Source organism: Gracilimonas halophila, assembly GCF_042684365.1.
Taxonomy (GTDB): domain Bacteria; phylum Bacteroidota; class Rhodothermia; order Balneolales; family Balneolaceae; genus Gracilimonas; species Gracilimonas halophila.
The window spans coordinates 351,265-373,713 of record NZ_JBHULI010000024.1; the positions used below are offsets into that span (position 1 = coordinate 351,265).

A 22,449-nucleotide genomic window follows, 5' to 3' on the forward strand; every position below is an offset into this window, starting at 1 on the left:
TGATGAGTAATAAAAGTTATAAAAATTTATTTACAGATAAGGTTTTGCAAATTGACCCTATCGAAAAAGCCAAGACCATACCATCAGATTGGTATCATAAAGAGGATATACATGTTTTTGAACAGCAAAATCTTTTCAATAAAAAATGGCAGTACGTCTGCCATATAGATCAGATACCCAAAGCAAGTGATTCTTACGCGGGTGAAGTAGCTGGAAATCCGATCATTATTTTCCGAAATACTAAGAATGAGATCAAAGCTTTTTATAACGTTTGCAAACATCGTGGAGGCCCATTAGCTATCAAGAAAGGGACCAAAACCGTTCTCCAATGCCAATACCATGGCTGGACTTATTTAGATGACGGTTCTTTGCGAGGAATTCCAGACTGGAATCTTGTTGAACTTTTTGACAAAAAAGACTTTGGCCTGGAACCATTCGAGGTTTCTATTTGGCAAGGTTTAATATTCGCGCGAGTCGATACTAACGACTTTGAGTTAGCTCAACTTTTAGAAGGAATTGAAAAGCGTATAGCACCACTTAACCTCAGCAACCTCCAGTTTCAAAGAGAACAGGTTTATGAAATTAATTGTAACTGGAAAGTATATGTAGATAATTATCTGGAGGGTTATCATATCCCGATCGTTCATCCCGAACTTGCGAATCTGTTGGATTACCGGTCTTATGTAACAGAAACTGAAAAATGGTATTCTTTGCAACACAGCCCCTTTAAAAATGGTGATAACTTATACTCAGAAAATGGCGGAGAGGCTTTTTACTATTTCGTTTTTCCAAATATGATGCTCAATATTTTACCCGGCAGACTTCAAATGAATCTGGTTATCCCTGTATCCCCCACTCGCTGTAAAGTCATTTTCAGTTATTTCTATGATGAGACTGAAGCCAGGAAAAGATCAGGAATAATTAAAGAGGACATAGCTTATAGTGATGATATCCAGAATGAGGATATTGAGATTTGTGAAGCGGTACAGCGAGGGATTCAATCAAAAGTTTACCATCAAGGTCGTTTTTCAGTGAAAAGAGAACTTGGCGTGTATCACTTTCAAAGCTTGTTAAAACAAGAAATCAAAAACGCTATATAATGATTAAGTGAGGAGTGATAAAGTAAATCGAATACAATTACTTCATCACTTCATTATTCGTCACTTGTGGTTTTCAGGATCCAGCCACCTTAGTGTTTCCCACTGATACATCCCGGAATTATGTCCGTCTCCCCACGTTATTTTAATAGCATGATTCCCAACCTGCTCAATATTTCTGATCTCGATACGTGATAGATTCTCTTCAAAAAAAGCTTCCGGTTCAAAGTCTCCCATACTTCCATGCCCCCCTCTACAAGTTACACACGGACAGTTTACCCTCAATCCGTAAAGCGGAAAAACAGAAGTATGTCCATCGTGCCATGAAATTTCCAGAACCTGATCTTTATTGCTAACTTCAATGCCCGTAGGCGTGGTCGATTCGTCCATCAAAAACTATTTATAAGATTAAACTTCTAACTAAAATTAATCAATGCTTTGGATAATTGTTTCAGCATTTATCGTTGCCACACTAAGTATTTACCTAGGCTTTAAACGACTTTTATACATCGACCGGGTTACCCCTCGCCGTCTTTCCCTAACCCTGCTTGGCATAGTTTTTCTATTCTTGATCCTGCAATGGATGCACCGTATAGGCTATTTTCCTGAAGCCATTGCCGGAGCCGTTATGGCTAATGTGTATGCTTCCTTGTTTGGGTTCTTTTTAGGGGCTGCGATTCAACAATTTCAGCAAAAACGTGATTTTGGAGAGATCATTTATGTGAATCGCTCATTCTGGACCGATATCTTTCCAAATCTGGTGGCACTGGGTATCATCTTATTTGGAATTCAGCGCACTGCTGTTTTATCTGACCTTCCCCTCACTCCTATTCGCGTAACTTCAGGACTATCAATTATAGCAGTTGGTGCGTATAGTTTCACCATTCGATTGGTACCGGAGATTCGAGAAAAAGGGCTCGTCCTATTAGACCGGAAAATTAGCTGGGAGAATTTCTTTACTTATTCCTGGTTCTCTGAGGGTATCATTGAAATTGAATATAAGCTGAATGATTCCATCCGCAGTTTCAAAACAATGATCCCGGATGAAGACGAATTGTTTGTGGAGAAAATTTTATCTGAAAAAATTGCCGAAAAACTAGAAAAAGACGAATTTGACGAATACGAAGAGTTAGAGTGAAGTGTGATGAAGTAGTTTGTATTCAACTTACTTCATCACTTTAAGAAATTATCGCTTCAACAATAATTGAACATTACGCCGATTTATCATTTCCAATTTAAAATTTAAAATTTCCTTTATGGCCTCATTTGATATCGTAAATAAAGTAGATGCCCAAGAAGTTGATAATGCTATCAACAACACGCTGAAAGAGATCAATACTCGGTACGACTTCCGCGGACTTCACACCGAGGTGGAGTTTCACAAAAAAGAGAACCGTATCCACTTGGTGGCAGCCGAAAGCATGAAGCTGGAGGCTGTGAAGGATATGCTGGTCAAAAATTTTATTAAACGAGGAATCAGTTCCAAAGTATTGGATTTCAAAGATCCGGAAGGCTCATCACAAGGTCATTTAAAAATGGACGTAATGCTTAAAGAAGGTATTGACCGGGAGACGGCTAAGAAGATCGTAAAGGAGATCAAGAACCTGAAGGTGAAAGTTCAACCTCAGATTCAAGACGATCAGGTGCGTGTTGATGGTAAAAAGATCGATGATCTGCAGGCTGTCATAAAACACATGAAAGCCAAAGATATGGGCGTTCCGTTACAGTTTGTGAATATGAAGTAGTTGTTTGAAAGTTGAGAGTTGATAGAGTGACAGACGTATTTTCGGCACTTATCACTCTATCAACTCTCAACTTTCATTGGCTCATTTAAAATTCCTGTCCCATTCCACCATAATACATCGGTTTTTTATATAAGGGAGTTCGTTCTCTTCAGCGATCTTCTCGGCTTCAAAGGATGAAACGTCGAGTTGAGTCCATACCACCGGAGCTTGACCGGTTTGCTTTTTCCAGTCGGCAGTATCTTGTGCGGCTTTGGCAGAGAACTCCGAATTTCGAAATACATTCACGATATCGATCTGAATATCAGAAGGGATATCCGTCAGTTTATCATAGCTCTTTTCTCCATAGATCTCCCCGGCCACCGGATTAACCGGGATTACCCGATATCCTTTGTCCTGTAGAAACTTAGCTGCATAGTTACTTGTCCTGTACTCATTGGGTGAGCAACCGATCATAGCTACGGTTGTGGCTTCTTTCAAGATCTTTTGGATGTCTTTGTTATCGCTGATCATGTTAATAGGTGTTTACGATCCTCATAAGTGTGAAATTTTCTGTATCTTAATTAGCACAATATATTCACAATTAAAACAAGATTTATTTTGTCTAAAGTAAAAGACGGTGACACCGTAAAAGTCCACTACACTGGAAAATTAGAAGACGGATCAGTATTTGATTCTTCTGTTGAAAGAGATCCTCTTGAAATAACACTGGGAGAAGGAAAATTGATTCCCGGTTTTGAAAAAGCTGTTGTTGGTTTAGAAGTCGGAGATAAAACCACTGCTAGTATTGAATCTGCAGACGCTTATGGCGAGCGCAGAGAAGATCTTGAATTATCAATTGAGCGAAACCAACTTCCAGAGGATATTGAACCTCAGGTTGGAATGCAGCTTCAGTTGAATCAACCTAACGGACAACCTGTTCCGGTTCAGATCACAAAAGTTGAAGAGGAAAACATCATGATCGATGCAAACCACCCTCTTGCAGGCAAAGACCTGACTTTTGATATTGAATTGGTTGATATCGTAAACTAATTTCGATCTATCAAAATTTACACAATGGAGTTCTTCGAGAGAGGAACTCCATTTTTTATATCCTACATATTCCTGAAAGCTAAAAAACTCCTATGGCCGATTTTTCCCAGCAAAGTACGATCTCTATCACTTGCCCAAAGCGGATTACCCCTTATCTCAAAAAAGAACTCACCGATCTTGGATTCCCGATCATCAAAGAACGGCTGGCGGGTATTGAGACTAAAGGCAGTTTGAATGATTGTATGATGTTGAATCTGAATCTTCGTACAGCACATCGTGTGCATTTTATGCTGAAGGATTGCCGGCCTCAAAATGGAGAGCAGCTTTATAATGAGCTGGTTAAAATTCCGTGGGAAGATTACATCGATAAGCACGGATATGTGAGCGTTACTTCCTTCATTAAGAATAAGACGGTCACAAATACGCAGTTTGCCAATATGAAAGCAAAAGATGCTATTGTGGATCGTATTCGTAAAAAAACAGGATCAAGGCCCGACTCAGGCCCGAATTTGAATAAAACCGTAGTGTTTATTTTCTGGAAAAATGATCGGGCACAAATCTATCTTGATACTTCAGGAGAGTCCATTTCACGTCGAGGTTACCGAACCGAAACAAGTGTAGCTCCCATGCAGGAAACACTGGCCGCGGCATTGATCCTTGCAAGTAGGTGGAACCCGGGACAGCATTTCATCAATCCTATGTGCGGAAGCGGAACCATTGCCATAGAAGCGGCCTTACAGGCGCTAAATAAAGCTCCAGGCTTGTTGCGACCTAATTATGGGATCAAACATATTCTTGGCTTTGATGAGGAGCGCTGGAATGATCTTCGTACAGACCTTAAAAATAAAAGCGAAAAGGATTTTGAAGGACGTATTATCGCCACCGATCATGATGTGCGAGCCGTAAATGCTACCCGTAAGAATGCCCGAACAGCCGGACTCGATCATCTGATTGAAGTCAAAAAGTGTGATTTCAGTGAAACTGAGATTCCCTCTGATAAGACCGGCATAATCATGCTAAATCCTCCTTACGGTGACCGTATTGGGAATGAAAAAGACTTAGAGCCTACTTATGAAGGCATTGGAGATTTCTTTAAACAGGAAGCCACAGGATATTGGGGCTATGTTTTTACAGGGAACTTTGACCTGGCTAAAAAGATCGGACTCAGAACCAATCAGCGTATCGAATTCTATAATTCTACCATAGATGCGCGATTGCTTGAATACGAACTCTACTAATCTGTGATCCTGTTCTTTGCCTCTATCCACTTACTCATATACTTCGTGCTTGCAGCAGTGTGGTGTTTTAAGATCTCTCCGATGAAATTCCGTCTTCGATGAGCATCAAGATCACCCTGTATCTCTTCGATCTTTTTTATAAACGCATCTCTCAACACATTTTTCGGGTATAACTGATTAATAATATGGATTCCTGATTGCTGAGCTTCCTTCCACCTGCCTTCATCCTGATATAACTTTACTGCTTTTTCAGCAAAATCCCGGGGATCATTCTCAATGGATCCCGGCCATGGCAGATCACTGTGCATAGCTTCGGCTCCAATTTCTGTAGTTACACTGGGAGTACCGCATTGCATGGCTTCAATGAGTTTACCTTTAAGCCCTGCCCCAAATCGGAGTGGTGCTAAAAGTACTCTGCTTTTCCCAACTACTTCTTTAGCATTTTCAGCTCGGTCTTTCACCAGAAATCCTTCACCGGGGTTATCCAATTGCTCTACTTTTTGGGATGGATATGCTCCGTAAATATGAAGCTCTGCTTCCGTTAATTGCTTCCTTATCAAGGGCCAGATGTCCTCTTTCAAATACAAAACTGCATTCCAATTCGGCTCATGCAAGAAGTTACCAATAGATATAAAGTGTTTTCTATTATCCATTGTATACCATGAACTTGTGATATCGTCACCTAACTGATTTAGTAAAAAAGGAAGGTGCAAAAGCACATTTTCATCCACTTTAAAAACACGGGATAATACTTCCATTTCGTAGCTTGAAATAATCAGTGAAAGGTCGCACCGAAGAATGCTCGCGATCTCTCTTTTGGCAAGGTCATTAAAAAGATCAGCTTCTTGATAATCCCTGTTTTTTTTCCAGGCACGATGCCTTGCCTCCCTTAAACAGTGTAAGTCTTCCGTATCTAACACCCGAAGTGCATCAGGGCATTGTTCTGCTACCCTCCACCCAAATTGCTCTTCCGTCATGAAACGATCAAAAAGTACCACATCTGGATTAAGTCCTGAAACAAAGCTATCAAAGGAAGAATCATTGAGTTTTATGGACAAAGATGGCACATCCAGCTCATTCAGATCTGAAGCATAACTGCTCTTCGAAGCTGCGGAAGCAAAAGTAACCTCCCAGCTTTCAGCTTTTAAAATCTCAATAAGCTGCATCATTCGCGTCCCTGCTGCAGAAGAGTTCGGCTCAGGCCATACTTTGCCAATAATTAATACTTTTAGCGTCATCCTTGATGATCTTAATTCACTTCGGCGTAGTTTCGCTATAAACTCATAGAAATTCTACCGATCGCAAGTGTCAATTTTTAGCGAAGGTAAGAATACTGTAGCAGCACACAACTCAAATGATACAACTGTATTATAGTTTACTACAGTCAAAAAATATCGTTTTCCCCTTTTGAAACTTTATGTTCTTATCAGACTTAGGTATCGAAATGAATTTATATGGCCTGGTTAACGCTTGAGTTGTACCACAACTGTTTCCGGGATGTACTTCCGCGTATTTGACAACAATTTGGTCATCCACCAAGCGTATCTGTGGACCATCGATTGTATACCCCCCGGTTGACTTTCCTTCTATCATCAGGAGTATTACCATCCGTTCGTTAAAATTAACCTCAGGTAATTCAGGAATTGGAATCATGGACTGATGAACCGTTTCCCATTCTTGTTGAAAAACCGATCCTGAGGAGATCTTTTTGGTCACATCCCCTTCTTGGGGGTAGTAATGCGCATTAGACCCGAACTCAATTTCTACCACATCTTCCAATACTACACCCTCTTCTCCGGCCGGGGTATCTGAACAAGAAAGCCCCATTGCTGTTATCATAATTACGACCACTGTTGAAAATTTCATAATTCTCCCTTTTAAATATTGTGCAATAGGCCTTAAAATAACGAATTAGCACTGAGAACACTAAATCTTTCGAATCACCGTAAGCCCATCTCTGACAGGCAGTAAAACTTGCTCTACCCTTTTATCTTGCTGTACTAATCCATTGAACTGACCCAGTGCTTCTGCTTTATGGTCAGAGGGCTCCAAAACAGTTCCATTCCATAACACATTATCAACCACCAGTAATCCTCCTGATTCCAGTTTCTTCAGTGCCTGTTCATAGTAAAAAGAATAGCTCACTTTGTCTGCATCCAGAAAAATGAGGCCAAAAAACCCTTCTATATCCTTTATTAATTCCTGTGCATTCCCCTTCATTAAAGTGATCTTATTCTCCACATCAAACATTTTGAAATGGCGTTCCGCCAGTTCCTGATAAAGGATATTCATTTCAATAGTAATGATCTCTCCATCTTCAGGAAGTGCCTCTGCCATCATAACTGCTGAATATCCGGTAAAAGTACCCACCTCCAGTATGCGTTTAGCACCGCTGACCCTAATAAGCATTTTAAGTATTTGACCCACCAAATTTCCGCTGAGCATGTCGATATAGTCTAACTCACTACGTGATGAGGCTACCAGCTCTTTGATGCGCTCAGACTCAACTGTGGTCATTCTAAGCGAATACTCTTCGATGCGTTGATCTGTGATTTGAACGATTGGATTATGTCTGTGCTTCTTCATAATTGAAAGATAAGGCACAACACCCTATTATCACCAAAAAAAGAACACATTGAATATTACACCTGCAGACGAATCCCGCTTTTTTATCTGGTTTTTTGATCACTACACCAAATGGTCACTGAAACGCAGATTCAAACACCTGTGGATCAAACAAGATTATCACCCAAAACAGGACTCCAAAACCGTCTATTTTTTGAATCATAATTCCTGGTGGGATGGCCTTATTCCACTGTATCTCAATGAAAACCTTTTCCATCAAAAAGCCCGTGCCCTGATGGAAGACAAGCAAATGAGGCAATACACTTTTTTCAGTAAGATCGGAGCATTCTCTATTAACCTCGAAGACCCCAGGGCTTCAATATCCTCGTTGCGCTATGCCGTAGATTCAATGAAAAGAGACAATGCCTGCCTGTTCATTTATCCCGAAGGAAGGATCACTCCCGCTTCTGAAAACAAACCGAATTTCAGGAAAGGCCTTGCATGGTTATACCAAAATCTGGATGATATCGACTTTGTTCCGATCACAATTTACTCTCACACCTTGAGAAGTAGCAAACCTGAGCTTTATTTATCAATAGGAATATCAACTGTTTATGATAAATCATTGAGCAAAAATGAATTAACGGAATTATTTCAGGAAGATTTACACCGTATAATCTTACAAACAAGAGAGGTTGCCGGCTTTACTGACGAAGGGTTCGATCAGCAATTTTAGCCTAAATAATTTAGGTTACCACGTCCAGGGATACATCAAGCTAGATCTTTGAACCCAATGAGGAGCCTGATCCATATACCTTAATCGCATATGCACCAATGGCCAGAAGACTTTATTATGGATATTTTCAGGATATATATATTCTGAAATACCCTGTGCCGCATAAACTTGTCCATTATAGTTAACAATTGAGTCACCAATAAATCTTTGATAGAATGGACCATCATCTATCTTATCTTTTAGCTGAATATTTACAGATACTTGCGGTGAATTTAATTCGATTTTACGAGCTGAATTCAATCCGAACCAATTCCTGGTTTTATAGCTCCAGTCAGCTTCTGTTAAATACTCTAAAACAGACTGATTCTCAGCATCGATCATCCAAGCCTCGAGTTGCTGAGAACCATGCTTCTCCATCAAATAATAGATCAGCGTAAAATCCTTACAGTGGTATCTCCCCCAATACCATTCTTTGAAACTTTCTTTCATGGGTTCGTTACCCGTGTTATGATCATGGTACCCCTTTCCTTCTGTCATAATGTGATCCTTACCATCTAGCCCATTTATCATAAGTTCAGATTCAAAGTCAAAAACAGGTAGTAGTAAATTCCACGTATGCTGATCCGTGCTTTCCGAATTGATCAAAGAGCTTGGAGACAATCCTCCGCTGCCTTTTACGGTTCCATTGATCTTATGCCCTGAAGCTAACTCTTGGTCAAGTTTCATTTCAAAAGAAAAACGATTCCCCTTAAGATCATACTGAAAGAAGTTATTCTGAATGGAGAGCTTAAGACCATCTTTATCCCAATTGAATTCATCTTCCTTGAATTCAAGGAAACTATAATAGATGGTCTTCTTGTTGCGGTATATTGAAACACTGATGGCCGGATGGAACTCCTTCTTACAAGGGTCTTTCTCCAGTTTTCTTATTTTGTGGGTAGAGAATGGGTTATCATGGTAGAATATGACAACAAAACCGTATGTACCATCCATGCTTAACCCATCAAAATACCACCATTCATAACCGCTTGGCGGTTTATTGGGATCCGGTGAAACCTGGTCTAAGTCTGTAGATATATTCATAATCAAATAATGCTATAATAAGACTGAACGGCAACGTGAAGTCTGACATCTTTCGTTCAATGGACATACTATTATACGCTGCTGCTTCCTATCTCGCTTTCACAATGTTTGTATTTGTACGCAACTGGTTTGAATTTCGTTCTTTGCGCAAAATAGCATCTTTCAAACCGGAAAGTAATAAGTCTCCACTGGTAAGTATTTGCATACCTGCCCGAAACGAAGAAGCAGTTATCGAGCGGTGTGTAACAAGTGCTCTTAAACAAGACTACCAAAATTTTGAAGTACTTGTACTTAACGATAATTCCACGGATGGCACCACTGAGATCTTAGATAAATTGTCGGGTATAATAAACAATTTGCATCACCTGACAGGTGAACCCAAGCCAGAAGATTGGCTGGGAAAACCATGGGCTTGTCATCAGTTAAGTGAGCATGCAAAAGGGGAATTCCTGATCTTCATTGATGCGGATGTCTGGTTAGATGAAGATGCTATTTACAAGGCTGTCAATGCATTACAAATATCTGATACTATCACTATATGGCCTAAACAACACGTTATAACCTTTTGGGAAAAACTTGTTATCCCTATGATCTATTATGGATTATATAGCCTGCTCCCGGCTAAGTATGTGGAACAAAATCCTAAATGGCTTCCCGGTAAATTACGGAATAAATTAGGGCCTCAATTTGCTGCCGCCTGTGGACAATTCATTGCTTTTAACAAAAAAGTATATGATGCCATCGGAGGACATACTTCCGTAAAACAAGAGATCGTTGAAGATGTTGAGCTCTCAAAAACTATAAAAAGTCACGGATTTAAGATCACCATGTTTGATGGTGTTAAAACCGTGCATTGCAGAATGTATCGCTCTCACAAAGACCTGTTTGAAGGGCTCCGTAAAAATTTCTTTGTCGGTTTTGGGCGAAACACTCCCCTTTTTCTATTCATGGCGGCCATGCAACTTATTGTTTATGTAGTTCCATTTCTCATTCTTTTAATCGGAAATTCCGGGCAACAACTGTTTGCTGGTGTTCTGGTAGCAATAATTCTCATCCAGCGCTGGATTATGGACCTTAAATTTGGATGGAATCCACTTGTAAGCCTTCTTCAACCTTTTACCATACTTTGGTATGAAGTATTGGGGATACGATGTTTATGGGATCATTACACCGGCAGGAAAGCGAACTGGAAAGGACGTAAAGTGTGAATCAAAATTCATTTCCTCTTCATCAATATTTGTTTTCTTTTTTGCAGATACATAGACATATTCAAGGCATATGAAAGCACTGATCGAGAAATACCTGAAATATCTGAGTGTGGAACGTAATGCCTCTAAACACACCATTATTTCATACGAGAATGATCTCCGGTCTTTTCTCAATTTCACAGCAAATACTGAGGAAATTGATATTGACAAAGTTGATGTTAATGCCATAACACGGTTAAGTATCAGGCTATGGCTGGGTGACCTTACAGAACAGGGGCTGGCTAAAACTTCAATTGCCAGAAAAGTTGCTGCTTTGCGATCCTTCTTTAAGTATTGTTTTAAGCGTGAATATATTACCAAGAACCCGGCTCATTTATTGGTAGTCCCTAAGAAAGAGCAAACCCTTCCAAAAACAGCTACTGTAGAAGATATTGAGCGAATGATGGAAGACGTAAACATTGAAACCGTTCAGGGATTACAGAACAGAGCTATTTTAGAGCTCTTCTATGGAACGGGGATGCGTTTAAGCGAATTAACAGGATTGAATATCACAGATATAGATCTGAAACAGAATCAGGTTATCGTAAATGGAAAAGGCAATAAACAACGTATTATTCCATTAGGAAAAACAGTGTCGGCTATACTCAAAGAGTTCCTTGAAAAAAGAAGCGAACTTTATGGAGATCGCACAGATTCCGATGCCAAAAAATCTTTATTCATAGCAGCAAGCGGTCAGCGTATGTACGACAGAGCAGTTCGCTATATGGTAGAAAAGTATTTAAAGAAAACGAGTGAGGTCACTCAAAAGAGTCCGCATGTATTGCGCCATAGCTTTGCAACGCATATGTTAGACAACGGTGCAGACATTAGGATCATAAAAGAGTTTTTGGGCCATGCAAACCTCGCGGCAACGCAGGTATACACACACACTAGCATCGAGAGGCTAAAGAACGTGTATGAGCAAGCCCATCCAAGAGCAAAAACATAAATAACATTACATTTAAGGAGTTAGAAGTATGAAAACTACATTCACAGCACGCCATTTTGAAGCAAGCGCAGATCTTCAGCAATACTGCAGAGACAGTGTTGAAAAACTAGAACAGTTTTATGACCGAATTGTAATGTGTGATATTATTTTAGAACCCACCCCCTCCGATGAAAACCCACAACAAGCGGAATTGATCGTTAAAGTACCCCGAAAAGTCCTCACCGTAAAAGAATCTGCTAAAACCTATGAACAAGCTGTACATAACGCGATTGATACCATAAGCAGGCAATTGAAGAGATATAAAGAAAAAATGCACGCAACCCAATAAGCACCATATATGCCATTTAACCCACAGGATCCAATCCCGCGTAAAGAAAAAATCTCAGTCGAATACCTGGTTGAGAAATTACGTGAACGCGTACATATCAAAATTGAATCTTGCGCTTCTGAGGAATGCAGTGCAGATCGATTTATTTATGAAGCTGACCTGCATCGACCGGGATTGGCTCTTGCAGGGTATATTGACCTGTTTACGTATCAGCGTATTCAGATCATTGGCAATACAGAGACTCAATTTCTGGATCATATGAGTGAAGATAAAAAACGTGAGTCGTTTCGATATATCACTCAATTTGATATTCCAGTTATTTTTTTGACGGATGGCAATCAGCTTCCGGAACATTTGCTTGAGATTTCCCGGGAAGCCGGCATTCCAATCTATTCTACCCCGCTTGAAACCACACGCTTCATGTATATCCTTAGGGATTTCATGGAAGACCAGTTTGCAGTTCAAACCATGGTTCATGGTTCTATGATGGATGTATACGGAATTGGAATTCTGGTTGCAGGTAAATCAGGAATTGGCAAAAGTGAAGTTGCCCTCGACCTTGTTGAACGTGGCCATCGTTTGGTTGCTGATGATGTTGTCATGCTTACCAAAAAGAACAATGTCCTGATGTCTTCTGCTACTGAAATGAGCAAGCACTTTATGGAAATCCGCGGACTTGGCATTGTAGATGTGATGTCCATGTTTGGTATTCGGGCTATTCGATATCAAAAAAGGCTGGAAGTAGTGCTGGAACTTACGCTTTGGGATGAAACACGTGAAGTAGAACGAACAGGACTCAATCACGATTCAGTAAATGTACTTGGTTTAGATATTCCGCTTATTCACCTCCCAATTACTCCCGGGAAAAATATTACTGTGATAGCCGAAGTAATTGCCATGAATTATTTATTGAAACATTATGGCTATGATCCCGCAAAAGCGTTTCAGGAACGAATTAAATCAAGTATCAGTGAAAAAGCCAAAGGAGGCGATATGTCGCCAAAACGAGCTATTGAATATTTCGAAGGCGATATAGAATAATTGTAACATTAGAGTTTACGCTTACTCTTTGAATGTGATACTCAGCTTACTATCTTTGAAAAGTTTTGGAATAAGGATAATGTATGTCTCTAAAAAATCATTACTACTACGACGAAGCAAATTGTGAATTTGTACCTATCAAGTACAACCGTGTTGAACAAGTTGTTTACAATTTATCAATATGGATACTTTCAGGGGTAGTACTTACCGGAATAGGTATAATTTTACTCTCGAATTATGTAGGCACGCCTGCAGAATTAGCTCTCAAAGCTGAAAATGAAGCTCTGTTCGAACAGCTTGAAACCACCCGTTCAGCTCTTTTAGATCTTGATAGTCAGATCTCTAACATCGCTGAAAAAGACAATGAGATGTATCGTTCCGTTTTGGGAATGGAAAAAATTTCTTACGAAGAACGTCAGGCCGGTGTTGGTGGCTCTGATCCTTATGATGAATTTGATGTTTATTCTGAATCTACTTCTGAACTTCTTAAATGGACTGCATCGAAGGTTGATAATCTCGAACGCCGTATTGGTATACAACAGCTCAGCTTTGAAGAGATCAAGAATCAATACAATATCAACAAAGAAAAAATGGGCCATATACCGGCAATAAAACCAACTGCCGGGATCTTATTGAGTGGGTTCGGAATGAGAAATCATCCAATATTGAAATACCCCCGCCCACACAACGGCCTTGATTTCAGAGCTGACGTCGGCGACCCGGTCCTATCCACTGGTAACGGAACCATCAAATATGCCGGACCTCAAAGTACACTTGGTAAGATCGTGATCGTAGATCATGGATTTGGATTTGAAACACTTTACGCTCACCTTTCGGGTTATGCCAAAGGAATTAGAACCGGAGTGGAGGTTGAACGTGGACAGCAAATTGCCATGGCCGGCGACTCAGGTCTCTCAGAAGGTCCGCATTTGCATTATGAAGTTCATTTAAAAGGCCGCCCCGTAGATCCATTATATTATTTTTTTGCAGACACTTCCCCGGAAGAGTATGCTATGTTCAAAGAGATCTCTGAAACCAATAAGAACTCCCTGGATTGATCCACTTAGATTTACTAAAAAATCCCCGCAGATATATATTTATGTGCGGGGATTTTTTTATGGCATCATAATACTTTTTTCATTTTCTTTGGCTAACTATCTAATCCAACCAAATAAATATGAGATCATTTGCTACCATCCTATTCTTGATGACCTTCCTTTTTCAACCTACACAGGCTCAGTCTCAACTTGAAACGGAACATAAAGAAAAAGCAAGGGCCATTATTGATAAGGCCATGAACAGCGACCTTGCCCTGGAAAGACTCACTTATATGTCTGATACCTTTGGGCCTCGGTTTTCCGGGTCAGAAAACTTAGAAAAGTCGATAGACTGGATCGTAGAAACGATGAAGGAGGATGGCTTCGATCGTGTTTGGACCCAACCGGTGTCGGTACCAAACTGGAAACGAAATACAGAATCAGCAACACTAATTTCACCCAGAGAAAGAAACTTACCAATGCTTGGTCTCGGTGGCAGTGTCGGGACCCCTGAAGGTGGAATTACCGCTGAAGTGATCGTTGTGAAAAGCTTTGAGGAGCTGGAAAAAGCAGGCGACACGGTGGAAGGCAAGATCGTTTTGTTTAATGCAGAATTCACATCCTATGGGCGAACTGTTCAATATCGCTTGAATGGTGCCATCGAAGCTTCGAAGCACGGGGCTGTAGCCAGTATAATCCGATCTGTAACCCCTTATTCTATGCAGACCCCGCACACAGGCGTAATGTATTACGAGGATGGAGTTAAAAAAATCCCCCATGCTGCCATAACTGTTGAAGATGCTATGCTTATTCAAAGATTGTATGACCGTGGTGATAAAATTGAAATTCACCTCGAAATGAACGCCGAAACACTGCCAGATGCAGAATCCCGAAATATTATTGCAGAAATTGAGGGTTCGGAATATCCAGAAGAGATCATCGTGCTTGGTGGGCATATAGATTCTTGGGATGTAGGCGAAGGAGTGATGGATGACGGAGGTGGGAGTATCGCTTCCTGGGAAGCTGCAAGGTTAATGATCGAATTGGGAATCAAACCTAAAAGAACCATTAGAGTAGTACTTTGGACAAGTGAAGAGGTCGGTATCCAGGGCGGCAACGAATATCATCGATGGGTTAAGGAAGAAGAGCAATCACTTGATGACCATGTATTAGCAATGGAGTCAGATGCAGGTGTTTTCGATCCTTATGGGTTTGGTTTTACGGGAAGTGATGAAGCATTTGAAATACTTTCCGAGATCGGAAACTTACTTAAACCTATTGAATCCGGCGAGGTAACCCGTGGTGGAGGTGGCGCTGATATTGGTCCGCTTATGCGTGACGGTGTTCCCGGAATGGGCCTTGTAGTAGATGGAAGCCGGTATTTTTGGTACCATCACACTGATGCTGATACTATGGACAAACTTGATGAGGAAGACTTCAACGAATGTGTGGCTACAATGGCTGTTTTTGCTTATGCCGTTGCAGATATTGATACGCGCTTACCCCGGTAGGTACATCTTTGAATGAGATCAGAAGCCCTTATTCAAGTTTATTGGATAAGGGTATTTTTATTGGTTGAGAAAGGCCTTTTCCAGCTGTTCTCCTGCTTTGATAGACTTTTTCAGCCACTCTAACTTCAGATCATCCAGCTCCTCCTCTGAAAGCTTCCACAAGATATCTGATTCTTTTAATCTACGAGTAATATTGTATAAACAAACAGCAGCACTCACAGAGATATTAAAACTTTCGCTAAATCCTGCCATCGGAATTTTCACAAACCCATCGGCAAGTTCTTTTGCCCTGTTGCTGATACCATCAATTTCAGATCCGAATACCAAAGCCGTTTTGTCTGTTATAGACAGATCATTCAAGTTGGTATCGTCTTCATGTGGCGTTGTAGCAATAAGTTTATAACCTTGCTTCTTGAGTCTTTTGAAACAGGCTTCTGTGTTATCGATACCTTCTTTTTTGTAGCGATGAAGAGTGAGCCACTGGTCTGCTCCAATGGTAACCTGACTTGAGGCATCAAACTCGTTTTTATTTTCGATGATATGTACATCTTGAATACCAAAGCCATCACAGCTGCGTAATACCGCACTTGCATTATGCGATTGATAAATATCTTCCACAACTACCGTTATATGTCTGGTTCGCTGTTCAGCCACCTCTGTGATCTTCTCCCAACGAGATTCAGTGGCAAATTCACGAAGATAGTTTACTAATTCCGCCTGTTTTAACCTGTCCATATGCTTACACATAAAAAAGTCCTGCAAATGGATTATTTGCAGGACTTAAAATTGAATCTCCATCAATACTATTCACACCGAAAAGCGAATCCTTTTTTACGAATGGTCTCTATATAATCTACATCGGTGTGTTCTCGGATCTTTTTTCTCAAATAACTGATATATACATTTATATAATTTGTTTGAGTGTCAAAATGGATATCCCAAACTTTTTCAGCAAGTTCTTCCTGAGTGATGACCCGGTTACGGTTCTTCATAAAATAAACCAGAAGATTGAACTCATTATTCGTAAGCTGAACTTTCTCATTATTTATGGAAAACTCGCGCTTAAGGAGATTTACTTTTAGTTCCTTACATGTAAGCTGCTGCTCTCCTCCGGATTCTGTCCTGCGTTTAATAGCCGTCATTCGTGCGATCAATTCTTCGGTATTAAACGGCTTGGTCAGGTAATCGTCTGCTCCAACTTTAAGCATTTTGACTTTTACATCTGTTTCTTGCTCTCCCGAAAGTATAAGCACCGGAGTTTCAATATTCTTAGCTCTTATATTTTTACATACTTCGCATCCATCTCCATCCGGTAACCCTAAATCCAGGATGATCATGTCGTACTCATTCTCAATAGCATTAGATTCACCATCTGTCGCATTATCTGCTGTAGATACTAAATTACCATTATGCTCAAGCACTGCCTTGACTAAAGTACGAACTGATGGGTCGTCTTCAATAACAAGTATATTCATTTCCTTCCTACTAATAAGTTTTTAACAATGTAAAGGGGGCCTACTGATTTTTGAACTGCTTTATTATAGTCGAATTAAAATAACTTAACAAACATTAGAAACAAAAGTATAACAAAAAATATCAGCATTCAAAGTATCCTGACCTTATTAACCACTTTTGAGTTTCGTCAAAGAAAACAGGGTTCAGTTGGTGCCCGGCTTTCACTGCCTTAAAAGTCGCATTAAACCCTTTTTTATTCAATAGTTCTATACATTTTTCTTGTGGTTCAGGGTAAACACTTTCATCATTTTCTCCATGTAAGGCAAGTATATTTATATGCTTGGACAATTCTAAGTTACCCTCAAATGCCTCTGTTTTAATTCTTGAGCCTACCATGACAAGATCATTAACCTTTTTATAGCGCGACAAGGAATAATAGCCGCCCAAATATCCTCCCATTGAGTAACCGAATACGCAAAACCTATTACTTTGGATCTCACCGGGCAGTGATTCTATGATCTCATCAATAAGAACAGACGCTTTTTCCATTGACTTTATAAACTGGTCCTGATTTCCATCGTACAGATACCAGGCTCTCCCCCATTTTGCTACTTCAGTATTCCGGGAAGTGTTGTAGATAGGATATGGTGCCTGAATAAATAAGTGGTAAGCGCGAATGTTTAAAAGTGAAGCAGCTTTCTTTTGAAAGTATTCAATATTCTGATTGTAGCCATGAAGATACACGATCGTCGGCTTCTCACCTTTCTTGCCGGTCTCGATCAGTTCATAAGGAACTTCAACCTTGAAGTACGTACTGCCTGAAGTAAGAACATCTTTCATATAAAAAGCTCGTCTGGAATATTAAATGGAATCTTAAACACTCAAAAAGTATCTGATTAGTTTGGAAAAGATAAGTAATCGCGTTTTGAGTGACAGAAGTTTTTCACAGTAGTTTAATACAGAATTAAACATTTGCTAACATAGGTTGATAATATTCTGGTATGAAAAATTTATACAGATATTCCCTTTCAGCCATCATTTTGCTAAGTCTTGCAAATCCTTATGTGTTCGCTCAGGATCAAAAAAGCGAAGTAGAAACTTCAATCGGAGAAACCGAAATGCCTGTCCCGGCATTGAACATTCTAAAACAATTTTGGAATGAAAAAAAAAAGCAGATTTTTACCGCGAATTTGATGGCAACTCAGTGAGTTATGAAGCTAAGTTCATCTACGAAAGCTACTTACTAAGTATCGAGTTCAATGAAGAAGGCTTGATTCAAGATATTGAGCAACTCATTGAATTTGATCAAATTCCTGAAAACACAGGTAATGCCATCAATTCTTATTTCAATGATCAGTACACCAAATTCAAAATAACCCGTATTCAACGCCAATATTCAGGCGGTGATGAGCTTACAAAAAGTTTTCTTGATGGAGACTTTGAAAAACTCACCATCCGTTATGAATTGGAGGTTGAAGCACAAAACAAAAAAGAACTGGGGGCTTTTGAATTTTTGTTTAACAAAAATGGACAATTTCTCCAGAAACGTAAGATCGTGAGACGTTCGCTGGATAACATCTGGTAATATATGAAGTTTTTAAAAATTGGATTGCTGTTTTCGGTAACCGGAATTTTCAGCTCTACAGCACTAGCCCAGGAGGCCGATCTTATCTGGAGTCACGACCTCTCCTATTCCTGGAAACAATCGGACAGACTTGGATTCACAGCAAAAGTCTCGATGTTTAATTCCCTTAGAGATCTCGATAACAGATCAGCTGTTCGATATATAGAACCCAAACTTACCTTTTCATACAGCACTACTCCAAGTATTAAAATAGGTGGAGGTTATTATTACAGAAATGTTACTCCTTTCTTGCCCGGAAATCAGTATGAGCACCGATTTTTAGAGCAGATAGGTTTTGTTTCATATATCGGAGATAAGCGTATTGCCCATCGGTTACGTGCTGAACAACGGGTACGGTCTAGTTCATACCAAAATAGAATTCGATATCGGCTTAGCTATGACTTCCCTCTTGAAGGACAAAAACTTGACGCCGGGGAGAAGTATTTCATCATTAAAAATGAAATGATGAGCGCCTTCAATAAAGATGAAGCCGATGCTGAAAATCGGGCTGACATCGGGTTGGGTTGGTACTTCAATGATAAGCAGAAATTTGAGCTTGGCCTACAATACCGAACACAAGATATTTTCAGCGATGGTGGTATCAACCATTTGTTCCTGATCCGAACTTCCTACTACATAAACAGGTAAACCCTCAAAAAGGCCACCGGTCTATTACAACTTCTACAGCTGATCTCTTTTGGACCACTGATGCTATACACAAAATAAAAACTGCAATGTGTATGTATGGATCCATGGTTGTAAAAAATCCGGCTGTAAAACCAAGTGTAAAAGCATTTATGAAGCTCTTTACCAACCAATAAAAAAGTTCAAAAAAGAATAATGTTGAAAAGAAATTCATAGCTCCGATCAGATAGGGATTTTTATCCTGGTGCATCTTTTCATGAGTTTCGATGCGCTGATATTGGCTATTCAGATCCCTTCCTATTTCATTCTCGAACTCCTTTTGATCCAGCTCTTGCTCTATTTCATTTTTCTTCTTCATAAAAATATTCGATCATATTCCCATCGGGATCAGATACAAAAAGAAACCGGCCTTTTTTCCGGTTTGCGGGTCCACTCATGATAGTTACTTCCTTTTCCCGGAAATATTTGGCCAACTCATCAACCTGCTCAGGACTATCAACGTAGAACCCAAAGTGATCTACACGAAAATCTCTGGATGTAGGGTCATAACTTGTTTCTGCTTCAACAATTACCAGGGTATCTTCTTTTCCGATCCTGTAAACTGCCATGCTTTGCCCCATGGTTTTCACCAACTCGAGATCTAAGATGTCACCATAAAATTCTTTCGAGGCATCAATACGGTTAACACGAATGGTAATGTGATTTATTCCGGATGGTTTGAACTTCATATACGTTTTCAAATAAATTTATAATGTTAAAGTCCTCAAACATACAACCCGTTCAGGAAATTCCAAAGCGGGATATAGAATATGTCGGGTTCTGCCATTTGGTTTGTTTTTTGTTGATGGTAGTTTGATATTTATCTTCTTCTTAACCTAAACTAATATTGTGTCCATACTTTATATTGTAGCTACGCCCATTGGAAACCTACAGGACTTTTCTCCAAGAGCGGTGGAAATTCTTAAGTCCGTAGACTACATCGCCTGTGAAGATACCCGCACTTCAGGCAACCTCCTTCAGCACTTTGGCATCGATAAACCAAAGTTTTCATTTCATCAGCATAATGAACATCGTAAAGTCGGACATTTGACAAACATCCTTGATGCTAATCAGGACGTAGCCTTGATCAGCGATGCCGGAATGCCTGGGATTTCTGACCCTGGTTTTTTAGCCGTAAGGGCAGCGAAACAAGGCGGGCATAACATAATCGTGATCCCGGGTCCCGATGCCGCTACCACAGCGCTTATTGCCAGTGGCCTTCCCAGTGACCGCTATGTTTTCGAAGGGTTTCTTCCTCACAAAAAGGGGCGCCAAAAAAGGCTCGGGGAACTTGCTGAAGAAGAACGAACCATTATTATATATGAAAGTCCGAACCGATTACTGAAACTATTAGCGGAGCTTGAAGAACACTTCGAGCCTGATCGGCTTGCAGCTGTAGCAAGGGAACTGACCAAAAAGTTTGAGGAGATTATCAGGGGCACAATAACAGAACTTAAAAAAGAGTTTGAAGAACGGGATTCTATAAAAGGAGAAATTGTGGTTATTATTTCAGGTAAAGGATATTCGGAATGAAAAACTGGATCGAGAATAAATGGTTCATTTCCATAAGTGCAGGTATTTTACTGGGACTCTCCTTCCCTCCTATAGATCTATCCTTCTTAAGCATTCCCGCTTTCATCTTGTTCTTCCATCTTTCTTACAAATGTAATTCATACAAACAGCTTGCTTACTTCAGTTATCCGGGATTTGTGGTTTGGAATCTCATCGGCACCTACTGGTTAATGATGGCAAGCCTGCCTGCAGGAATTGCCGCGATTCTGGCTAACAGCGTGCTCATGACCATTCCTTTATGTCTTGGGAAATTCTTTTCCAATAAAAGCAACTCTCCCATTTTGATCGCTTTACTGCAAACTTCTGCATGGGTAGCTTATGAATTCCTGCATCATAACTGGGATCTTTCCTGGACATGGCTGGCAGTCGGTAATGGGTGGTCAAACTGGATAAGTATCATTCAGTATATCTCGGTAACCGGTTTTCTCGGTATTTCTTTTTGGGTGATCCTGACCTCAGCGCTCACTTATCAATTTATTTTGCACAAGGAGAAATCTATTCAATATGCAGCAATCGGAGTGTTTCTCTTTTTCCCTGCCTGTTCATTTTTATTGTATTCAGGAAGTGAGCCTGATTCTGCTTCTCAAGACCCCGTTGAAGTTGCCATCATTCAGCCTAACCATGATTCCTATGAAAGTTATGGCGGTATGAGTGGATTAAGAGAAGTCGTAGATAGCCTTTTTGCACTTACGGCAAGAACTATTACGACCGACACTAAACTCATCATATGGCCGGAAAACGCAATTGACGGGGCTATTTTTGCTGAATCGCGTATATCTTATCAAATTTCAGATTCTGTAAGATCATGGAATATCCCATTGATCACCGGAACCGGACTCCTTAAATCATATGCCTCTGATACCGATGTTCTCTATCGGGGGATACATCCCAGCACCGGTCTTCCATACAATTACTTTAACGCCACCTTATTCTTTAAGCCGGATGGAAGCATATCAGATTATGAAAAAGCTAATCTTGTCCCGATAGTGGAGCGTCTTCCATTTGTGGAGTACCTAAATGCCATTGATATATTTGGCTGGATAGACTGGGGAAGTATTCAGCAATTCGGAAAGGGAACAACCCCGGACTTTATTTCTACTGATCATTTCACAACTCCGGGACTTATCTGTTACGACTCGGTATATCCTTCCTGGATCAGGGAATTTGTGAAAATAGATGCCACCTTCCTCACCATTATTACTAACGATGGGTGGTGGGGTGATACCAGCGGACATCATCAGCATTTTGCTTATGCTCGCCTTCGAGCCATTGAATTTGACCGATGGATAGCAAGAAGTGCAAACAATGGCATTTCAGGGATCATTGACCCAAATGGAAGAATTATTGAAAAGACAGATTATTGGGTACGAACCGGGTTAACGGGAACGGTTCAAAACAAAACTACTCAAACCTTATATACGCGCTTTGGAAACTGGCTACCCATCTTTTGTCTGATCCTGTCAGGGGTATTCTGGAGCTTTTTTAAATTCAAAAAACAAGAGTGATTC

General features: G+C 40.2%; 28 protein-coding genes. 17 read left to right on the forward strand and 11 right to left on the reverse strand.

Annotation, left to right across the window (positions count from 1 at the left end; genetic code table 11):
• Positions 1–2 precede the first annotated feature (2 nt).
• A complete protein-coding gene (locus tag ACFSVN_RS07995) occupies positions 3–1,100 on the forward strand; it encodes an aromatic ring-hydroxylating oxygenase subunit alpha (RefSeq protein ID WP_390300800.1) in 1,098 nt (365 codons plus the stop codon).
• A 60-nt stretch (positions 1,101–1,160) separates the two neighbouring features.
• Here ACFSVN_RS07995 and ACFSVN_RS08000 read toward each other — a convergent pair whose 3' ends face one another.
• Entirely contained in the window at positions 1,161–1,487 is a 327-nt protein-coding gene (locus ACFSVN_RS08000) for a gamma-butyrobetaine hydroxylase-like domain-containing protein (RefSeq protein WP_390300802.1), read from the reverse strand.
• A gap of 43 nt (positions 1,488–1,530) precedes the next feature.
• On the opposite strand from ACFSVN_RS08000, the gene ACFSVN_RS08005 reads away from it, so the two are divergent.
• Both ACFSVN_RS08005 and ACFSVN_RS08010 read left to right on the forward strand, forming a co-directional pair.
• A complete protein-coding gene (locus tag ACFSVN_RS08005) occupies positions 1,531–2,235 on the forward strand; it encodes a hypothetical protein (protein WP_390300804.1) in 705 nt (234 codons plus the stop codon).
• 118 nt (positions 2,236–2,353) lie between these two features.
• On the forward strand, positions 2,354–2,842 hold the full coding sequence (locus tag ACFSVN_RS08010; protein WP_390300806.1) for a YajQ family cyclic di-GMP-binding protein: 489 nt from the start codon (positions 2,354–2,356) through the stop codon (positions 2,840–2,842).
• Between the two features lie 81 nt (positions 2,843–2,923).
• On the opposite strand, the gene ACFSVN_RS08015 is transcribed toward ACFSVN_RS08010, so the two are convergent.
• On the reverse strand, positions 2,924–3,352 hold the full coding sequence (locus tag ACFSVN_RS08015; RefSeq protein WP_390300808.1) for a CoA-binding protein: 429 nt from the start codon (positions 3,350–3,352) through the stop codon (positions 2,924–2,926).
• 87 nt (positions 3,353–3,439) lie between these two features.
• On the opposite strand from ACFSVN_RS08015, the gene ACFSVN_RS08020 reads away from it, so the two are divergent.
• Together ACFSVN_RS08020 and ACFSVN_RS08025 are read left to right on the forward strand one after the other, a co-directional pair.
• Positions 3,440–3,871, forward strand: coding sequence for an FKBP-type peptidyl-prolyl cis-trans isomerase (locus ACFSVN_RS08020; RefSeq protein ID WP_390300810.1), 432 nt, complete (start codon positions 3,440–3,442; stop codon positions 3,869–3,871).
• A gap of 92 nt (positions 3,872–3,963) precedes the next feature.
• Positions 3,964–5,109 (forward strand): THUMP domain-containing class I SAM-dependent RNA methyltransferase, encoded by a 1,146-nt coding sequence (locus ACFSVN_RS08025; protein ID WP_390300812.1) that lies wholly within the window; start codon positions 3,964–3,966, stop codon positions 5,107–5,109.
• Here ACFSVN_RS08025 and ACFSVN_RS08030 read toward each other — a convergent pair.
• From ACFSVN_RS08030 to ACFSVN_RS08040, 3 genes are all read right to left on the reverse strand, one after another.
• Complete coding sequence (locus ACFSVN_RS08030; protein WP_390300814.1) at positions 5,106–6,347, reverse strand: glycosyltransferase; 1,242 nt, start codon at positions 6,345–6,347, stop codon at positions 5,106–5,108. The two genes, ACFSVN_RS08025 and ACFSVN_RS08030, sit on opposite strands and share 4 nt — an antisense overlap.
• Before the next feature lie 130 nt (positions 6,348–6,477).
• Positions 6,478–6,975, reverse strand: a complete 498-nt coding sequence (locus ACFSVN_RS08035; RefSeq protein WP_390300816.1) for a protease complex subunit PrcB family protein — start codon at positions 6,973–6,975, stop codon at positions 6,478–6,480.
• Between the two features lie 60 nt (positions 6,976–7,035).
• Positions 7,036–7,695 (reverse strand): O-methyltransferase, encoded by a 660-nt coding sequence (locus ACFSVN_RS08040; RefSeq protein WP_390300818.1) that lies wholly within the window; start codon positions 7,693–7,695, stop codon positions 7,036–7,038.
• Positions 7,696–7,744: 49 nt separating this feature from the next.
• Here ACFSVN_RS08040 and ACFSVN_RS08045 point away from each other — a divergent pair, with 49 nt between their 5' ends.
• Positions 7,745–8,410 carry a lysophospholipid acyltransferase family protein gene (locus ACFSVN_RS08045; RefSeq protein ID WP_390300820.1) on the forward strand — a complete coding sequence of 222 codons (666 nt, stop codon included), beginning with the start codon at positions 7,745–7,747 and terminating at the stop codon, positions 8,408–8,410.
• 15 nt (positions 8,411–8,425) lie between these two features.
• On the opposite strand, the gene ACFSVN_RS08050 is transcribed toward ACFSVN_RS08045, so the two are convergent.
• Positions 8,426–9,493 (reverse strand): hypothetical protein, encoded by a 1,068-nt coding sequence (locus ACFSVN_RS08050; RefSeq protein WP_390300822.1) that lies wholly within the window; start codon positions 9,491–9,493, stop codon positions 8,426–8,428.
• A 59-nt stretch (positions 9,494–9,552) separates the two neighbouring features.
• Between ACFSVN_RS08050 and ACFSVN_RS08055 the strand changes: the two genes are divergently transcribed.
• The 6 genes from ACFSVN_RS08055 (at position 9,553) to ACFSVN_RS08080 (ending at position 15,606) form a co-directional block, all read left to right on the forward strand.
• The gene (locus tag ACFSVN_RS08055) at positions 9,553–10,701 is read left to right on the forward strand and encodes a glycosyltransferase (RefSeq protein WP_390300824.1); all 1,149 of its coding nucleotides are present in this window, start codon (positions 9,553–9,555) and stop codon (positions 10,699–10,701) included.
• 70 nt (positions 10,702–10,771) lie between these two features.
• The gene (gene xerC, locus ACFSVN_RS08060; protein WP_390300826.1) at positions 10,772–11,689 is read left to right on the forward strand and encodes a tyrosine recombinase XerC; all 918 of its coding nucleotides are present in this window, start codon (positions 10,772–10,774) and stop codon (positions 11,687–11,689) included.
• A 28-nt stretch (positions 11,690–11,717) separates the two neighbouring features.
• Positions 11,718–12,017 (forward strand): ribosome hibernation-promoting factor, HPF/YfiA family, encoded by a 300-nt coding sequence (hpf, locus tag ACFSVN_RS08065; RefSeq protein WP_390300828.1) that lies wholly within the window; start codon positions 11,718–11,720, stop codon positions 12,015–12,017.
• Positions 12,018–12,026: 9 nt separating this feature from the next.
• Positions 12,027–13,058, forward strand: a complete 1,032-nt coding sequence (hprK, locus tag ACFSVN_RS08070; protein ID WP_390300830.1) for an HPr(Ser) kinase/phosphatase — start codon at positions 12,027–12,029, stop codon at positions 13,056–13,058.
• An 83-nt stretch (positions 13,059–13,141) separates the two neighbouring features.
• A complete protein-coding gene (locus ACFSVN_RS08075) occupies positions 13,142–14,116 on the forward strand; it encodes a M23 family metallopeptidase (protein WP_390300832.1) in 975 nt (324 codons plus the stop codon).
• Between the two features lie 119 nt (positions 14,117–14,235).
• Complete coding sequence (locus tag ACFSVN_RS08080; protein ID WP_390300834.1) at positions 14,236–15,606, forward strand: M28 family metallopeptidase; 1,371 nt, start codon at positions 14,236–14,238, stop codon at positions 15,604–15,606.
• Positions 15,607–15,663: 57 nt separating this feature from the next.
• Here ACFSVN_RS08080 and ACFSVN_RS08085 read toward each other — a convergent pair whose 3' ends face one another.
• From ACFSVN_RS08085 to ACFSVN_RS08095, 3 genes are all read right to left on the reverse strand, one after another.
• Positions 15,664–16,341, reverse strand: a complete 678-nt coding sequence (locus ACFSVN_RS08085; RefSeq protein WP_390300835.1) for a TrmH family RNA methyltransferase — start codon at positions 16,339–16,341, stop codon at positions 15,664–15,666.
• 68 nt (positions 16,342–16,409) lie between these two features.
• Positions 16,410–17,081 carry a response regulator transcription factor gene (locus ACFSVN_RS08090; protein WP_390300837.1) on the reverse strand — a complete coding sequence of 224 codons (672 nt, stop codon included), beginning with the start codon at positions 17,079–17,081 and terminating at the stop codon, positions 16,410–16,412.
• A 121-nt stretch (positions 17,082–17,202) separates the two neighbouring features.
• Positions 17,203–17,901 (reverse strand): alpha/beta hydrolase, encoded by a 699-nt coding sequence (locus tag ACFSVN_RS08095; protein ID WP_390300839.1) that lies wholly within the window; start codon positions 17,899–17,901, stop codon positions 17,203–17,205.
• A 161-nt stretch (positions 17,902–18,062) separates the two neighbouring features.
• Here ACFSVN_RS08095 and ACFSVN_RS08100 point away from each other — a divergent pair, with 161 nt between their 5' ends.
• The 3 genes from ACFSVN_RS08100 to ACFSVN_RS08110 are packed head-to-tail and all read left to right on the forward strand — an operon-like array spanning position 18,063 to position 19,333.
• A complete protein-coding gene (locus ACFSVN_RS08100; RefSeq protein WP_390300841.1) occupies positions 18,063–18,269 on the forward strand; it encodes a hypothetical protein in 207 nt (68 codons plus the stop codon).
• Positions 18,266–18,646, forward strand: coding sequence for a hypothetical protein (locus ACFSVN_RS08105; protein ID WP_390300843.1), 381 nt, complete (start codon positions 18,266–18,268; stop codon positions 18,644–18,646). Before ACFSVN_RS08100 ends, ACFSVN_RS08105 begins: the two co-directional genes overlap by 4 nt.
• A 3-nt stretch (positions 18,647–18,649) precedes the next feature.
• Positions 18,650–19,333: a DUF2490 domain-containing protein gene (locus tag ACFSVN_RS08110; protein WP_390300844.1), complete on the forward strand. Its 684-nt coding sequence runs from the start codon at positions 18,650–18,652 to the stop codon at positions 19,331–19,333.
• 4 nt (positions 19,334–19,337) lie between these two features.
• Here ACFSVN_RS08110 and ACFSVN_RS08115 read toward each other — a convergent pair whose 3' ends face one another.
• Both ACFSVN_RS08115 and ACFSVN_RS08120 read right to left on the reverse strand, forming a co-directional pair.
• Positions 19,338–19,688 carry a hypothetical protein gene (locus ACFSVN_RS08115; protein WP_390300846.1) on the reverse strand — a complete coding sequence of 117 codons (351 nt, stop codon included), beginning with the start codon at positions 19,686–19,688 and terminating at the stop codon, positions 19,338–19,340.
• Complete coding sequence (locus ACFSVN_RS08120) at positions 19,672–20,058, reverse strand: VOC family protein (RefSeq protein ID WP_390300848.1); 387 nt, start codon at positions 20,056–20,058, stop codon at positions 19,672–19,674. Before ACFSVN_RS08120 ends, ACFSVN_RS08115 begins: the two co-directional genes overlap by 17 nt.
• Positions 20,059–20,218: 160 nt before the next feature.
• On the opposite strand from ACFSVN_RS08120, the gene rsmI reads away from it, so the two are divergent.
• Both rsmI and lnt read left to right on the forward strand, forming a co-directional pair.
• On the forward strand, positions 20,219–20,902 hold the full coding sequence (rsmI, locus tag ACFSVN_RS08125) for a 16S rRNA (cytidine(1402)-2'-O)-methyltransferase (protein ID WP_390300850.1): 684 nt from the start codon (positions 20,219–20,221) through the stop codon (positions 20,900–20,902).
• Positions 20,899–22,446, forward strand: a complete 1,548-nt coding sequence (gene lnt, locus ACFSVN_RS08130) for an apolipoprotein N-acyltransferase (protein ID WP_390300852.1) — start codon at positions 20,899–20,901, stop codon at positions 22,444–22,446. The genes rsmI and lnt overlap by 4 nt, the downstream gene beginning before the upstream one ends.
• Positions 22,447–22,449 lie beyond the last annotated feature (3 nt).

Excerpts from the sequence above, each read along its gene's own strand:
- ACFSVN_RS07995 (WP_390300800.1), top strand. The coding sequence starts at position 3 with ATGAGTAATAAAAGTTATAAAAATTTATTTACAGATAAGGTTTTGCAA.
- ACFSVN_RS08000 (WP_390300802.1), bottom strand. The coding sequence starts at position 1,487 with ATGGACGAATCGACCACGCCTACGGGCATTGAAGTTAGCAATAAAGAT.
- ACFSVN_RS08005 (WP_390300804.1), top strand. The coding sequence starts at position 1,531 with ATGCTTTGGATAATTGTTTCAGCATTTATCGTTGCCACACTAAGTATT.
- ACFSVN_RS08010 (WP_390300806.1), top strand. The coding sequence starts at position 2,354 with ATGGCCTCATTTGATATCGTAAATAAAGTAGATGCCCAAGAAGTTGAT.
- ACFSVN_RS08015 (WP_390300808.1), bottom strand. The coding sequence starts at position 3,352 with ATGATCAGCGATAACAAAGACATCCAAAAGATCTTGAAAGAAGCCACA.
- ACFSVN_RS08025 (WP_390300812.1), top strand. The coding sequence starts at position 3,964 with ATGGCCGATTTTTCCCAGCAAAGTACGATCTCTATCACTTGCCCAAAG.
- ACFSVN_RS08030 (WP_390300814.1), bottom strand. The coding sequence starts at position 6,347 with ATGACGCTAAAAGTATTAATTATTGGCAAAGTATGGCCTGAGCCGAAC.
- ACFSVN_RS08035 (WP_390300816.1), bottom strand. The coding sequence starts at position 6,975 with ATGAAATTTTCAACAGTGGTCGTAATTATGATAACAGCAATGGGGCTT.
- ACFSVN_RS08040 (WP_390300818.1), bottom strand. The coding sequence starts at position 7,695 with ATGAAGAAGCACAGACATAATCCAATCGTTCAAATCACAGATCAACGC.
- ACFSVN_RS08050 (WP_390300822.1), bottom strand. The coding sequence starts at position 9,493 with ATGAATATATCTACAGACTTAGACCAGGTTTCACCGGATCCCAATAAA.
- ACFSVN_RS08055 (WP_390300824.1), top strand. The coding sequence starts at position 9,553 with ATGGACATACTATTATACGCTGCTGCTTCCTATCTCGCTTTCACAATG.
- xerC (WP_390300826.1), top strand. The coding sequence starts at position 10,772 with ATGAAAGCACTGATCGAGAAATACCTGAAATATCTGAGTGTGGAACGT.
- hpf (WP_390300828.1), top strand. The coding sequence starts at position 11,718 with ATGAAAACTACATTCACAGCACGCCATTTTGAAGCAAGCGCAGATCTT.
- hprK (WP_390300830.1), top strand. The coding sequence starts at position 12,027 with ATGCCATTTAACCCACAGGATCCAATCCCGCGTAAAGAAAAAATCTCA.
- ACFSVN_RS08075 (WP_390300832.1), top strand. The coding sequence starts at position 13,142 with ATGTCTCTAAAAAATCATTACTACTACGACGAAGCAAATTGTGAATTT.
- ACFSVN_RS08080 (WP_390300834.1), top strand. The coding sequence starts at position 14,236 with ATGAGATCATTTGCTACCATCCTATTCTTGATGACCTTCCTTTTTCAA.
- ACFSVN_RS08085 (WP_390300835.1), bottom strand. The coding sequence starts at position 16,341 with ATGGACAGGTTAAAACAGGCGGAATTAGTAAACTATCTTCGTGAATTT.
- ACFSVN_RS08090 (WP_390300837.1), bottom strand. The coding sequence starts at position 17,081 with ATGAATATACTTGTTATTGAAGACGACCCATCAGTTCGTACTTTAGTC.
- ACFSVN_RS08095 (WP_390300839.1), bottom strand. The coding sequence starts at position 17,901 with ATGAAAGATGTTCTTACTTCAGGCAGTACGTACTTCAAGGTTGAAGTT.
- ACFSVN_RS08100 (WP_390300841.1), top strand. The coding sequence starts at position 18,063 with ATGAAAAATTTATACAGATATTCCCTTTCAGCCATCATTTTGCTAAGT.
- ACFSVN_RS08110 (WP_390300844.1), top strand. The coding sequence starts at position 18,650 with ATGAAGTTTTTAAAAATTGGATTGCTGTTTTCGGTAACCGGAATTTTC.
- ACFSVN_RS08115 (WP_390300846.1), bottom strand. The coding sequence starts at position 19,688 with ATGAAGAAGAAAAATGAAATAGAGCAAGAGCTGGATCAAAAGGAGTTC.
- ACFSVN_RS08120 (WP_390300848.1), bottom strand. The coding sequence starts at position 20,058 with ATGAAGTTCAAACCATCCGGAATAAATCACATTACCATTCGTGTTAAC.
- lnt (WP_390300852.1), top strand. The coding sequence starts at position 20,899 with ATGAAAAACTGGATCGAGAATAAATGGTTCATTTCCATAAGTGCAGGT.